The organism is Pseudoalteromonas sp. SD03 (assembly GCF_040937955.1).
Taxonomy (GTDB): Bacteria; Pseudomonadota; Gammaproteobacteria; order Enterobacterales; family Alteromonadaceae; genus Pseudoalteromonas; species Pseudoalteromonas tetraodonis.
Window position 1 is genome coordinate 2,908,150 of the sequence record NZ_CP162514.1, and the last position, 14,792, is coordinate 2,922,941.

General features: G+C 41.0%; 11 protein-coding genes. 7 read left to right on the top strand and 4 right to left on the bottom strand.

All coding sequences use genetic code 11. From position 1 onward, the window contains the following. Positions 1-40 precede the first annotated feature (40 nt). The 5 genes from ABZP26_RS13610 (at position 41) to ABZP26_RS13630 (ending at position 4,853) form a co-directional block, all read left to right on the top strand. Entirely contained in the window at positions 41-484 is a 444-nt protein-coding gene (locus ABZP26_RS13610) for a DUF4426 domain-containing protein (protein WP_128583159.1), read from the top strand. Positions 485-486: 2 nt separating this feature from the next. Further along, entirely contained in the window at positions 487-1,086 is a 600-nt protein-coding gene (locus ABZP26_RS13615) for an XTP/dITP diphosphatase (protein ID WP_069439858.1), read from the top strand. Then, entirely contained in the window at positions 1,083-2,219 is a 1,137-nt protein-coding gene (gene hemW, locus ABZP26_RS13620; RefSeq protein WP_058155239.1) for a radical SAM family heme chaperone HemW, read from the top strand. Before ABZP26_RS13615 ends, hemW begins: the two co-directional genes overlap by 4 nt. Positions 2,220-2,256: 37 nt before the next feature. Continuing rightward, positions 2,257-4,089 (top strand): DUF885 family protein, encoded by a 1,833-nt coding sequence (locus ABZP26_RS13625; protein WP_033102538.1) that lies wholly within the window; start codon positions 2,257-2,259, stop codon positions 4,087-4,089. 104 nt (positions 4,090-4,193) lie between these two features. Beyond that, positions 4,194-4,853 (top strand): hypothetical protein, encoded by a 660-nt coding sequence (locus ABZP26_RS13630; protein WP_128583157.1) that lies wholly within the window; start codon positions 4,194-4,196, stop codon positions 4,851-4,853. Here the strand turns inward: ABZP26_RS13630 and ABZP26_RS13635 are convergent. Further along, positions 4,845-5,561, bottom strand: a complete 717-nt coding sequence (locus ABZP26_RS13635) for an SIMPL domain-containing protein (RefSeq protein ID WP_008467710.1) — start codon at positions 5,559-5,561, stop codon at positions 4,845-4,847. The two genes, ABZP26_RS13630 and ABZP26_RS13635, sit on opposite strands and share 9 nt — an antisense overlap. A gap of 114 nt (positions 5,562-5,675) precedes the next feature. Here ABZP26_RS13635 and ABZP26_RS13640 point away from each other — a divergent pair, with 114 nt between their 5' ends. Together ABZP26_RS13640 and ABZP26_RS13645 are read left to right on the top strand one after the other, a co-directional pair. Beyond that, the gene (locus ABZP26_RS13640) at positions 5,676-8,342 is read left to right on the top strand and encodes a bifunctional acetate--CoA ligase family protein/GNAT family N-acetyltransferase (RefSeq protein ID WP_024600829.1); all 2,667 of its coding nucleotides are present in this window, start codon (positions 5,676-5,678) and stop codon (positions 8,340-8,342) included. An 8-nt stretch (positions 8,343-8,350) separates the two neighbouring features. Continuing rightward, on the top strand, positions 8,351-9,295 hold the full coding sequence (locus ABZP26_RS13645; protein WP_024600830.1) for an ion transporter: 945 nt from the start codon (positions 8,351-8,353) through the stop codon (positions 9,293-9,295). Between the two features lie 24 nt (positions 9,296-9,319). On the opposite strand, the gene ABZP26_RS13650 is transcribed toward ABZP26_RS13645, so the two are convergent. From ABZP26_RS13650 to ABZP26_RS13660, 3 genes are read right to left on the bottom strand one after another with little or no spacing between them, the layout of a single operon-like run. Beyond that, positions 9,320-13,825 (bottom strand): EAL domain-containing protein, encoded by a 4,506-nt coding sequence (locus ABZP26_RS13650; protein WP_368485069.1) that lies wholly within the window; start codon positions 13,823-13,825, stop codon positions 9,320-9,322. Between the two features lie 25 nt (positions 13,826-13,850). Further along, positions 13,851-14,252 carry a GNAT family N-acetyltransferase gene (locus tag ABZP26_RS13655; RefSeq protein ID WP_036956643.1) on the bottom strand — a complete coding sequence of 134 codons (402 nt, stop codon included), beginning with the start codon at positions 14,250-14,252 and terminating at the stop codon, positions 13,851-13,853. Positions 14,253-14,264: 12 nt separating this feature from the next. Further along, entirely contained in the window at positions 14,265-14,468 is a 204-nt protein-coding gene (locus ABZP26_RS13660; protein ID WP_013465864.1) for a DUF3283 family protein, read from the bottom strand. Positions 14,469-14,792 lie beyond the last annotated feature (324 nt).

Genomic DNA, 14,792 nt, shown 5'->3' on the forward strand with positions numbered 1-14,792 from the left:
GAGGCCTAGTGCCTCTTTTTTACATACTCAGGAGTTAACTATGCAACGTTTAATAAAGTTTTGTTTTATTGCTTGTCTCGTTTTAGCATTTAATGCGCACAGCGCACAAGAACAAGGCGCTCAATATAAAGAACTAGGCCCTTGGCAAGTTCATTATATAGCCTTTCCATCAACGTTTATTCAGCCACAAATAGCCAAAACATATGACTTGGAACGCAGTGGCTACAAAGGTATTGTTAATATTTCCATCTTAAAAAATGATACTGATAAAACAGCGCAAAAAGCGACATTACAAGGCACCGCTAGAAATTTATTAGGCAATAAACAAAGCCTCAACTTTAAAGAAGTCGTTGAAGGCGATTCTGTTTATTACCTAGCACAAGTAGATTACACCAACGAAGAAATTTTACGTTTTGAAATTGAAATCCAACAAGGTAACCAGTTCCAAACATTAAAGTTTCAGCAAAAATTTTACGTAGATTAAATATGACCAACACCTTAGTACTTGCAACCGGCAATCCCGGCAAAGTAAATGAGCTGGCTAACATGCTCAGCTCGCTTAATATTAATGTAGTACCACAAAGCGACTTTAATGTCAGTGACGTGGCCGAAACAGGCACCACGTTTGTAGAAAACGCGATAATTAAGGCGCGTCATGCAGCTAAAATAACTGGATTACCGGCTATTGCTGATGATTCGGGATTAGAAGTTGATAGCTTAAATGGCGCACCCGGTGTTTACTCTGCTCGCTTTGCAGGTAAAGGCGCAAGTGATCAAGATAATATCGATAAATTACTGGCTGATTTAGGCGATAACCCTAACCGACGCGCTCGTTTTTGGTGTGTGTTAGTACTGATGCGTCACGCGGACGACCCTACCCCACTTATTTGCAGTGCTAGCTGGGAGGGCGAAATTACCCTTAGCCAACACGGTGAAGGTGGCTTTGGCTACGATCCTATCTTTTTTGTGCCATCAGAAAATTGTACCAGTGCAGAGCTGACAAAAGCGCAAAAAAATGCACTGAGTCATCGTGGGCAAGCACTTAAAATGTTACTGCAAGAGCTACAACACAAAGGCGGCCTGTGAACCTTCCTCCACTGAGTTTATATGTGCATGTGCCATGGTGCGTGCAAAAATGCCCTTACTGCGACTTTAACAGCCACGGACAAAAAGGTGACATCCCTGAAGCTGAGTATGTGCAGCATTTAATCGACGATTTAAAAGCTGATTTACACTTAGTACAAGGGCGTAAGATTCACAGTATTTTTATAGGTGGCGGCACACCAAGCCTATTAACCGGCGCGGCATACACCCGTTTACTCAAGGAAGTAGATAGCCTAATTGGCTTAAGCGATAACTGTGAAATAACCCTTGAAGCAAATCCCGGCACAGTAGAAACTGGCCGTTTCAAAGATTATGTAAAAGCAGGCATTAACCGTATCTCTATCGGCGTGCAAAGCATGCAGGACGATAAGTTAAAAGCCCTAGGTCGAATTCATGGTGCCGATGAAGCCAGTTATGCTGCACAGCAAGCCAGTGAAGCAGGGTTAAATAGCTTTAACCTTGACTTAATGCATGGCTTACCAGGGCAGTCTCTTGATGATGCACTGAGTGATTTAAAACAAATTATTGCGCTCAATCCACCGCATATTTCTTGGTATCAGCTCACCATTGAGCCCAATACGCAATTTGCTTCAAAACCGCCGACTTTGCCACAAGATGAAACCTTATGGGATATTCAAGAGCAAGGCCAAGCATTATTAGCACAAGCTGGCTATCAGCAATATGAAATATCAGGGTATGCAAAACCTGGCTATCAATGCCAACATAACTTGAATTATTGGCGGTTTGGCGATTATCTTGGCATTGGCTGCGGCGCTCATGGTAAGGTTACTGATGCGAAAACGGGGGTGATAACACGCACTGAAAAGGTAAAACACCCTCGGGGCTATATGGATATTATTAAACCCTACTTGTACAAAAGCTGGCAAGTAGAGCAAGACGACTTAGCGTTTGAATTTTTTATGAATCGCTTTCGTTTAATAGAGCCATGCCCTATAAATGATTTTAATGCGCTGACGCAGCAACCACTGCAAAGCCAACAGCATGCACTAGATAAAGCCATTAATGCCGGTTTACTAACAAAAACAGACAGCCACTGGCACGTTACACTCCAAGGGCAACGTTTTTTAAATGATCTACTTGCGTTATTTGTTTAGTGACAATAATAGGTTTCTAACAACAAAAGGGAAACGAATGCGTAAACTTACTCTAATTGCTGCCACCATTAGTGTGGCACTGCTTGCAGGTTGCCAACAAGCAACACAACAATCAACGCCTGCACCTGCGGTTCAAGCTCAACCTGTTCAAAGTGAAATTGACAAAGCGAATGCTTTTTTTGAAGACACTTTTAATCGTGATGTAATGAGCAGCCCGGTTTATCAAACCTACATGGGCATCAAAAAAGATTACGATAAATGGGATGACAACAGCGAAGAAAAAGCCCTTAAAGACTTGGCACAAGCTAAAGCCGATTTGGTCACACTCAACAGCATTAATCGTGCGCAATTAGATACAGCAACCCAAGTAAGTTATGATTTAAAAAAACAAGATTTAGAAGCCAGCATTGCTGATTTCAAATGGCGTTACCATAACTACCCTGTAAACCAAATGTTTGGTACGCACTCTATGGTGCCAGCTTTTTTAATCAACCAGCATCAAATTAGCAACGTAAAAGAAGCTAACGATTACATTGCTCGTTTAAATGGGGTACCGGGTGTATTTGATCAGCTTATTACTGGCTTAGAAATTCGCGCCGATAAAAACATCATCGCGCCTAAATTTGTATTTCCACACGTCATTGATTCAAGCAAAAACATCATTAAAGGTGCGCCGTTTGAACAAGGTGAAGATTCTACGCTTTTAGCTGACTTTAAACGCAAAGTTAATGCCTTAGAAATAGACCAAGCTGAAAAAGATGCACTTATTAGTAAAGCGACTGAAGCATTAAAAACAGCGGTTAAACCTGCTTACTCTAAGTTAATTAACTACATTGCACAGTTAGAAAAACGTGCTGATGACCGTGACGGTGCTTGGAAATTCCCTGATGGCGAAGCGTTTTACAATAACGCACTGAAACGCACCACCACGACAGACCTTACAGCAAAAGAGATTCATGCCATTGGCCTTGCTGAAGTATCACGTATTCATGATGAAATGCGTGCCATTAAAGATAAAGTCGGTTTTGAGGGCGACTTAAACGCCTTTATGCAGTTTATGAAAACCGACAAGCAATTTTATTTAGCTAACACTGAAGCTGGTAAAGCACAGTACCTAAGTGAAGCTAAAGGCTTAATTGATAACATGAAAACACGCTTAGATGAGCTGTTTATTGTAAAACCAAAAGCCGACATGATTGTAAAACGTGTTGAAGCATTCCGTGAAAAAGCGGCAGGTAAAGCGTTTTATCAACAACCTGCGCCAGATGGTTCTCGCCCAGGTATTTACTACGCCAACCTATACGACATGGAAGCAATGCCTACTTACCAAATGGAAGCCTTGGCTTATCATGAGGGGATTCCGGGTCACCATATGCAAATTGCCATTTCACAAGAACTTGAAGGTGTACCTAAGTTCCGTAAATTTGGTGGTTACACAGCCTACATTGAAGGCTGGGGGTTATACTCAGAATTACTACCAAAAGAAATGGGCCTTTACGAAGACCCGTATTCAGATTTTGGTCGCTTAGCCATGGAATTATGGCGTGCATGTCGTTTAGTGGTTGATACCGGTATTCACGCAATGAAGTGGACGCGTCAAGAAGGTATTGATTACTACGTTAACAACACCCCTAACGCCACTTCTGACGGTGTGAAAATGGTTGAGCGTCACATTGTAATGCCATCTCAAGCAACGGCTTACAAAGTAGGTATGCTGAAGATTTTAGAACTACGTGAAGATGCTAAAATGCAACTTGGCGATAAGTTTGATATCCGCCAGTTCCACGATGTAGTGCTTAAAAATGGCCCTGTACCATTAAACGTACTAGAAAACTTCGTTAATGAGTGGATTGCCAGCAAACAAGCTTAATTTTTAAGTATTTACTTAAAGGTATAAAAGGTCGCAATTGCGGCCTTTTGTTTTATAAAGCAAAAAATTAAGCTAGGATAAAGTTGGAACTCAAGGAGAACAGAATGGATCTAAGCATACAGCTACTCAATGCGCGTATTAAACAACAGCAGTTTGATGAGCTAGATAACGATTTTAAAAAGCTCACTGAGGCACAGCAAGTAATACAGCTTAATTACCTGTTTGAAAGTGCGCTACGCATGAGTATTAAATACGATTTTATGCAAAACCTCGCCGTGCGTATTTTAACCACTAATACGCCACCAGCGCCGTTTATTGAAAAACTAACCAGTTTAGACGCGCTGAGCTTTTTTACGCCTGCACTTAAATTAAATAAGGGATTTATTAGTACAGACGACTCTGGCAATAACGCCCTGCATAATGTATTTAAGCAAGCAATGCCCACACAACTGCCTTTTAACTATGTTCGCTCGTTAATGTTATTTGAATCTAACGAAGAGTTACTACATGCATTAGCACATACAAATAAGCAAGGGCTCACTCCGGTTGCCAGTTACATCGCCTATGCACATAAGCCAAACATTCCGGTAAAACATGAATTTTCGGCCTTGCTCGCATTAATGGAAATAGAGCAAAAACAAAATCCTGCAGCAAAATTACAAATACTTGAGGCATTAAAAAATAATCCCCCAAGCGAGATAACCTTGCTACTGAGCGCCGCTTATTTACAGCGCTCTACTGAACAAGTGGCGGCTCTAATCTGATAAGTAATATTCTACGCTGGTAACAACACGTACGTTTTTAATTTGCGGCGTGTTTGAATCCCGATCGCTAATGCTAAACTGCCCTTGGCGAGCGGTTTTAATTTTACCTAAGCGTGAATTTGAATCTTTAGCAAACTTATCTGCCACTTCTCGGGCTTTTTCTGTGGCTTCTTGCACCATGGCTGGTTTTATATCGTTAAGCCCAGTAAAAATATACTCAATACGGGTTTGATAGTTGTCTTGCACAATAGCTATATTTTGTTTAGCTAGCTGACTCACTTTGCTCAGTGCGTTTTTAACTTTATCAGGAGCATTGGAGTAAACAATAATATTTGAGCTAATAACATACCTAAACTTTTGATTATCATTCGCGTATTCACGGGCTTGCTTATCTATAATAGATTGAGTGCCTGTCGATATTTCTTGATCATCAAAGCCGTGTAACTTTAAAAAGGCAATCACCGCATCGTTTTTTTGCTCAACTCGCTCAACAAGCTTTTCAAGATTGTTGTCGGCATCGTTAAACTGCAAAGGCCAAATAACGGTATCAGCCACAACTTCACGTTCAGCTAATCCTTTTACCTGCACCGTGCGCTCCATCCCTTTAATATCAAGCGCAGCCCCTTTTATAATAAAACCCAATGCAATTAGGCCAATGCTTAAACACGCTGCTGCCATAACAACGGTTACATTCGATATTTTATTCACCTTAGTCTCCTTGACCGATATCAATAATAAGCACGTTCACGCTCGAAAAAACACTATAAACAGGTTACATTGAGAAGGTATAGATAGCAAAACTTAATCAGCCAAGGAAACGCAATGAGTCTAAAACGTATTAGCCAGTTTTTTAATCCAAGCTCAGTCGCTGTTATTGGGGCATCAAACACCCCTACTCGGGCTGGTAATGTGGTAATGCGTAATTTATTACAAGGCGGGTTTAAAGGGCCCATCATGCCTGTTACACCCAATCATACTGCAGTGCATGGCGTATTGGCTTACTCAAGTATTGAAGCCCTCCCCAAAGTACCTGATTTAGCCGTTATCTGTACCAATAAAAACACCTTAATGAAAATTATTGAGCAGCTAGGTACGCTGGGGTGCCAAAGCGCTATTATTATTGCTGATGGCCTAACAGGTACCCAAAAACAAGAACTTAAAGATAACGCTGCAAAGCATAAAGTGACGCTGCTTGGCTCAAATTGCTTAGGGTTACTAATTCCGCATATAGGTTTAAACGCGAGTTTTTCGCACACTGTTGCCACGCCAGGTAAACTGGCTTTTGTGTCGCAATCAGCGGCTGTTTGTTCAACGATTCTTGATTGGGCTAAAAATAAAGAAATTGGCTTTTCATACTTTGTATCTATGGGAGATTGTTTAGATATTGAGTTTGACGAAATACTCGACTTTTTAGGCCGCGACGCTAAAACCAAAGCTATCCTACTTTACATAGATAACATTAATGATATTCGCAGCTTTATTTCTGCCGCGCGTGCGGCGGCATTTTCTAAGCCCGTGATCGCTATTAAAACAGGCAGAACCAGTGCAGGCGCTCTTGCCGCTGAAATACACACCGGCGGAAAACAAAGCTCAGATGCAGTATATGATGCCATGTTTCAACGTGCAGGGATGTTGAGAGTAAATGATTTACGCGAACTCTTTGCCGCCACTCAAACCTTGGCAATGCACCCCAAATTACTGCAAGTAGAGCAGCTAACTATATTAACTAATGGCGGCGGCCCTGGAGTGATGGCCGTTGATGAACTTATTCAAAGCTCAGGTAAACTTGCTCAGCTTAGTGATGAAACGCGCGAAGCACTCAATAAAGTGATCCCACATTCAGACACAACATCAAACCCTGTCGATATATTTGGCGATTCTGCGCCAGTGCGTTACAAACACGCATTAGAAATACTGCTTAATGCTAAAGAAGTTAAAAACTTACTGATCATTCATACTCCATCGGCATTGGCCCCGAGTGAAAATTACGCTCAGGTTATTGTTGAGGCACTGAACAAATTACCAAAAATGGCACGCCCGTATGTGATCACTAATTTCATGGGAGAAGATGCCGCCTTCGCAGCCAGACGCATCTGCGCAAATAACGCCATTCCGACCTATCGTACCCCAGAAGGCGCAGTAGGTGCCTTTATGCATTTAGTAAGCTATCGTCGTAACCAAAAACATTTAACCCAAACGCCAGAATCAAACACCGATGATGCGACTATTAATAAAGTAGCAGCGAAAGCAGCTATTAAAGAGTTTTTAAATGATGAGCAACATTACTTATCAACCCATCAAGCGAGTCAAATTTTAAGTAGCTACGGTATAGACTGTATCCAAACTGAAGTAGCCTACACCCCTACCGAGGCAAAAGAGCAAGCAATAGAGCTAGGTTTTCCGGTCGCATTAAAATTGATGAGCCCCAGTATTCCCTCTAAGTCTGAAGTCGGTGGCGTAGTACTCAACCTCAATGATGCACAAGAGGTCGAGCAAACGGCATTTGCCATGCTGTTAAGAATAAAAAACACCTACCCTGATGCTATTATTGATGGCTTTTCATTACAAAAAATGGCACCGAGAGCAGGCGCCAATGAGCTGCGCATAGCCATTAAAACAGAGCCTAATTTTGGGCCAGTTATTTTATTAGGTGAAGCTGGCACAGGGCTTGAGTACGCTCAAGCGGCGGTGGCCTTGCCACCACTGAATATGAACCTAGCTAAATATTTAATTGCCGCCGCCCATGATAAGGGAGTTCTTAAAGATCGCATTCTGCCAGAAAAAGTAGATAAATATCGTTTATGTGCGCTACTGACCCGAATTTCTCAACTCGTTGTCGATCAACCCGATATCACCTCATTAGAGCTAAATCCTATTTTAGCCAGTAATGGGCAGTTTTTAGTCCTTGATGCCACCATGAACTTAAATCAGTATCAGGTTCAGGCGCACCGAAAACGTTTATCAATCCGCCCTTATCCTATTGAGTTGGTTGAAACCGTGACCCTAAAAAATAAGACCTTAGCAACGCTCAGACCAATCAAACCAGAAGATGAGCAGGCACATCAAGAGTTTGACCGCTCCTTAAGCAAAGAAGATAGGTACAAGCGCTTTTTTGGTGAATTGCCACAATTTAACCATGATCAACTCGCTAAAATGACGCAAATTGATTACGACCGCGAAATGGCGTTTATTGTTACCCAAACACAAGACGAGCAACAACACACATTAGGGGTTTCGCGAGTGATTATGGATCCCGACAACTTACAAGCAGAGTTTGCCATTGTGGTACGTTCTGATTGCCAAGGACTTGGGTTAGGGCGTATTTTAATGAACGCGGCTATTTCTCACTGCAGACGCCAAGGCGTGAAAACGGTTGAAGGTATCACCCTGCCAGAAAATACCGGCATGATTGAGTTGGCTCGTAAACTCGGGTTTAAAATAAGTCGTGATTTTGAAGAAGGCAGTATCAATATGCTGCTCACATTGTAATAGGTACTATGCGTAAACTAAGACAAACCATAAACCAAGTATTTGAAGCGTCAGGTAAGTATCAGCGAGCGGGACACATTTTAGATGTCATACTGATCAGCATAATTATGATTAATGTGGTGGCGATTGTGCTTGAGTCGGTGCACAGCATCGCAACCGAGTACTATAGCGAGTTTTTAATCTTGGAGCTGGTATCAGTGGCTATATTTAGTGCTGAATACCTAATACGTGCTTGGACTTGTGTCGATCGCGTAAAGTACGCCTCCATGAATTGCTCAAACACACAAAAACGGATTCGATATATTTTATCACCTCTGGCAATTATCGATTTAATTGCCATTTTGCCTAGTTTATTAATGTTTTTCTTTGCTATCGATTTACGTTTTTTACGGGTACTGCGGTTGTTGCGGGTATTTAAGCTCACCCGTTACTCTCGAGCAATGCAATTGTTATTGCAGGCGTTTATTGATGAGTCGAGTTCATTACTGGCGGCATTTTTTATTATGTCTGTGGTACTTATTTTAGCCTCTTGCGGTATTTATTTATTAGAGCACGACATTCAACCAGACAAGTTCGGCTCTATTCCTGCAGCCATGTGGTGGGCAATGGCAACCCTAACTACGGTTGGTTATGGCGATGTTGTGCCTATAACGCCTATTGGTAAACTATTTGGTGGCGTAATCACTTTGGTGAGTATGGGGATGGTTGCCATACCAACCGGTTTATTAGCGTCGAGTTTCTCAGAGCAAATACGCAAACGTCGCCAGCTATTTGAAGATGCCACCCACGAGAAAATAACCGATGGTAAGCTCACTGATGAGCAGATGCATCACCTTGAGGAGTTACGCTACAAGCTAGGGCTAAGTAAGCTAGAGGCCAATAAAGCGATAAAAGCAGAGCTTAATAAACGCAGCTCACACTTATTTTGCCGTCACTGTGGTAAGCGTCCTTAATAAAATAATGTATTAAGCGGCGCTTTAAGCTTGTGAGAATACAGGGTGCCAATCGTGCTCAATAAGCTCAAGCACCTGCTCTTTTGGCACCGCTTTACTAAACAAGTAGCCTTGAAAGTAGCTGCAACCTTGCGCTTTTAAAAAGGCCAGCTGATGTGCGCTTTCAACCCCTTCAGCAATACACTCTTTACCTAAACTGCTTGCTAAAGTTAGTGTAGATTGAATAATCGCTTCGTTATCCAAATCAATACCAATATCTTGCACAAAGCTGCGATCTATTTTTAATACATCAATCGGAAAGCGCTTCAAATAGGTTAACGAGGCATACCCTGTTCCAAAATCATCCATGTACAACTTACAGCCTAGTTGTTTTAATAAGTCCATATTTTTAAGCGCATGTTCTGAGTCGCGCATTAAAATAGACTCTGTTATTTCAAATACAATAGCCTCGGGCGGCAGTGCTGCATTGTTTAGTGCTTGACGAATTTCAGGGACGAGTCCGATAAATTCAAAATCCAGTGCTGAGAGGTTAATTGATAGGTATAGATCAGGACACACTTTACGCCAACGAGCTAACTGCACCAAAGCACGCTTAAATGTTTGTAGCATTATTTTAGTGATTAAACCTATATTTTCAGCTACGTTTGCAAACTCTTGCGTACTCGCTAACTGATTATCAGGCCAGCGTAGTAACACCTCAAAGCCCACTGTTTTTTGCGTAGACGCATTAATAATGGGTTGATAATAATTACAAAATTCATGTTCATGATAAGCTTTGATCAACTGTGATTCTAAATGCATCGCTCTTTCAACACGTTGATTCATTTCTTGTTTGTAAAACTTATAACACCCTTCCAAGCCATCTTTAGCATAATAAAGCGCCACATTTGATGCTTTCAATAGTGCTTTATAATGCGCGGCATCATCAGGGAAAATAGCCACACCAATACTTAGGTGCACATTGACGCTTTGCTGATTCATAACAATGTCTTTACTCACGCAATCCATTAGTTTGGTGCATATAAGTAATACTTCTTCTATTTGCTGAATATCTTCAACTAGAATTACAAATTCATCACCGCCTAAACGCGCGACGCTATCACAAGGACGTAATGCTGTTTTCAAGCGGTTCGCCACCAGCTTTATTATCTCATCGGCGTTTTCTGTGCCAAATGAATCATTAAAATACTTAAACCGTTTTATATTAACGTGTAACAAAGCCACTTTACGCTGATGGCGGCGCGCCTGATCGATGGCATGTATAGCTCTGTCGTTAAACAAGGTTCTGTTTGGCAGCCCAGTAAGTGAATCGTAATTAGCCAGTATATGCAGTTCGCTCTCAGCTGACTTTTGTGCATGAATATCCGTTAAAATAATCACAAAACTACTCAGCCTTTGGCTTTCATCAGCCACGGCGCTTATTTTAACCAGTACATGGCGTTGCTCTTTGTTTGCCAGAACGACAGTGTCTTCACATGAAAAATGTTCGCCCACTTCAAGCTTTTGCATAATTCGTAAATAATCAAAATAGCTACTGCGGGACATTCCCAAATTAAGCGCACGGGTTGAACGAGGCTCTGCTGATAAGCCAAAAGCGCTTTGCAGTGATTTATTTGAGGCACGTATATTAAAGTTTTTATCTAAGATAAACACCCAATCTCGGGTTTGTTCAAACGCGGCGGTAAATAACCGTGCATGCTCTTCAAACACCCTTTCGCGTGTCATATTGGTATACGTACCGGCTACTTTTTGCGGCGTTTGTTTGTCCCACTCAACCACCTTGCCAAAATCTTTGTACCAGCGCCAATGACCTTTGGCGTGGCGTAATCGGTAGGTACAATTAAAATATCCTTTATCTGTTGATAAAAATTCTAACCACTCCAACCTAAAAATAGCACGCTCTTGAGGGTGAATCTTTTCTAGGTAGTCATCTAAACTCACCGAGTCATCCTCGTAGCCTAATTCGTTGACTAATCTAGGCTGATAAATATTTAACTGGCTCGCCTGCCAATCCCATACACCCGACTCACTTCCCTCTAGCGCAAGCTTTAAACGCGCCTCACTGTCTTGGCTTTCTTTGTGTGCTGCCAATAAGATACGCTGTATTTTGTTGCGCCTCATTACCCATGCAGTCACTATGGTGATCAATAAAACGGTATAAAGCGCTAAAAAGTAAGGGGCACGCCATAGCGGATATTTCACTTTAATATTTAACGTGGCTGGCGCAGTATAGTCGCCGGTCAGTGGATCTTTTGCCCAGACTTTTAACTGGTAACTGCCGGGGTTTAATTTAGGAAACACCACTCGATTATTTCGGGTATAACTTTTTTTGCCTTTATCAAGCTGATATTCGTAAATAATGCGCTCTTGGAAGCTGAATGACATCGCTGAAAATGCAATTTCAAGCCCGATATCATCATGATTTAAAGTGATATTTTTTAATGGCTGCTGTAAATTTATAGACAAATCTCGAGACATTAAGTTAATGCGCGTGATATTGACGTGATCTAATAAACCTTGGCTATTTTTATTGTCTTTAGGATCAAAGTAGGTAAAGCCCTTGAGGCTACCGAAGGCAATTCGGCCATCCGCTAACTTAGCCATAGCGCCATTATTAAACTCAGCAGAGAGCACCCCATCTGATGTTGTAAATTGCTGAAAATGAATTGTTTCAGGATTTAGTCGCCATATTCCTTTATGACTACTCATCCAAATCATTCCCTCTTCATCAAGAACCATATCGTACAACAAGGTGCCTAGTTTATTTTTATCTAAATCAATTGTGTGTACTAACTCATAGGTCGTTGCATCAATACCAATCAGCCCAAAATTAGATAACGATAGCCAAAGTATGCCTTGCCCATCTACCACGTAAGAAAGAATACTAACGGCTACATTATCATGGTGTTTAGGCACTTTATAAATAGTGTTTAAACTTAAATCATTGGGGTTAAATTGATATAAAACGCCACCACTAAAAAATAATGGCTTCTCGGGTTGGTTCGGTAATGGGGGTAAAAAGCCATGCGCTAAAAAAGGGTCAAATTGTGCTAATTCGCCTTTTAAGTGAACTAATTGTCGGCTATCAATATTATATTTAAACATGCCATGATCTGGGTGTACAAAATACAAATCTCCGTTTGGTAGCAATGTCAGGCCATGCATCCAATCATTTAAAAAAATCTGATTGGTAGGACTGTTAGTTCTTGGTTGGGTAAGTTGCTGAGTTTGCGGGTCAAAAATGAATAATCCTCGGTTTGAGTGCAACCAGAGTTTATCTTTGTAAGGCATTATTTTGAAAATAGTAAACTCTGTGGTCAGTAAATCGACTTTATAATCTTTTAAATACACCTTTGAGCGATTACTTTTTAAATCAACCGCAGTTAAACCATTGTGTGTGCCTAACCATAGCTTTTCTTGGAACTCCTTAATTGACCATACCGAATGATGTGATAAACCATCCCCAACCAGTGCATTCCCCTCTACATTATAAAACTTGTAATTGTCGCCCGATAAATAAAACGCACCATCGGTTTTAGTGGCTAGCCACATTCCGCCCGATTTATCTTTCACCATATCAATAATACTGTTATCGGCGAGGGTGTACTTACTCTGTTGGATACGTTTATTTTTAACCACTTTTTTAGTGGTTAAATTAAAACAAAGCAGGCCTTTATCTGTTGCTAAATCGAGCACTCCTTGCTGATTATCAATATCCCAAACATTCAAATCGGCCAGTAATTTTTGGCTTGTAAATGATTGCTCGCGGTTGTTAAACATTGCCTCTAAATTACTAATATCAACAGCGTATAAGCCCTTAACTGCACCTACAAGCAACTGATTGTTATTACCTAGCGCAAATGATTTCACATTATTTTGATAAATATGTACATCCGTTTCGCTCAAGTGCTCGAGTGGCCTTACCTGCTGTGTTGCGATGTTAAAAACATACGCGCCGTCTGTGCTACCGATAAAAATATAACCGTTATAATGAAACAAAGTACGCACAAACGCATTTTCAAATTGCTCAGGAAGTGTAAATAAGGAGGTAATAGAGCCGTTGTCTATATCGAGTTTTGCAAACTCTCGGCCTTGTCCAATCCATAAGATTTTATCATCGGTGGCTAACATAGTAAAAACGGACTGCTGTAGTATTTGCTCTTCTGTGACAGGTTTTTCTATGTATTGTTGGTAGGTATCCGTTTTCGGATCGTATCTAAACAAGCCTGCTAATAAGGAGGCAATCCAGATATGCCCTTGTTGGTCTTGATATATGCGATCGATGATCGCCTCTTCTAACTCACCATTTGGGCCATTGATTGGAATAACTTGATAGCCATCGTATCGGTTAAGACCTCCTTCAGTAGAGAGCCATAAATACCCATTGTTATCAATAAGCATGGTATTAACGTAACTTTGAGATAAGCCTTCGCTTGGGGATAATCGTTTTACTTGCGCTGTTACTTCAACGCTTATGAGCATAAACAGCACAAATATGGCTGTGATAAACCCATTAATACTCATACCCATGCTTGTCCTATTACTAATTTATGTTTTATTGATATTTCAATGCGGTAATATTTCGGTGCTTATAAGCATCAAATAGCGTTAATAATGCAGGAGTATATGTTAACACTTGGTTAAAACCAAGTGATTGATAAAAATCAGTAAGGCGTTGATAAGCAAAGGTGTAAACAGGTTCTGTTTGCGCATTTAAAAGGGCAACTAATAACTGGGTTGCCACCCCCTTTGAACGATAAGAAGGAGCCACGAACACCGTTGATAAAAATAAAAAAGTGGGCTTATTCTGTAACCGGCAGGCGGCAATAATCGTATTATTATCGTAAGCGACCCAGACTTGATCCTGTTTGTTAGCACGGCCGCGGACGTTATGTAACGTATAAAACTTATTAACTAAGGGCGTTTTAATTGATTCTAATTGTTTAATTACAAGCATAGTAGGCAAACCCTAGCTAAGCATAATTGCCAAATACTGCTCAAATTTTTGTTTTAAAACACCTTGCTCTGCAACAGGACGACTATGCAGAGTGTCGTACACTTGCTCACGCGTTTTTTTACCGCGCTTAATTTGATAAGCCCAAAATGAGGCCTCGTAATCTAACTGAATTTGATACTTTTGCTCTCGCGGCAAGTTACACAGATTAAAACTCATATTCACTCCAATTATTAGGGGCTATAAACTTATTGTTGCCTGCATGAATACAGGTAAGAGCCGTGAGCAGCACACGGAGGCTTTTACTAGCCCACTAGGTTAAACAACTCGCGCCGAGCGCCCCTAGTTTGAACAAATTTTCATCCGCAAAGGTCAACAGCCCCTAGCTCAATAAAACGTAGATTATACGTTTAAACTTATAAAAAACTAACTCTATAACTAATAAAAATAAGCGACTGTAAATAATTCAACGTAATCAATAATTGTTGGTGGTAACTTTTGCAAGATTACTAATGCAAACTGTGCAAAAGACAGACAATTTGT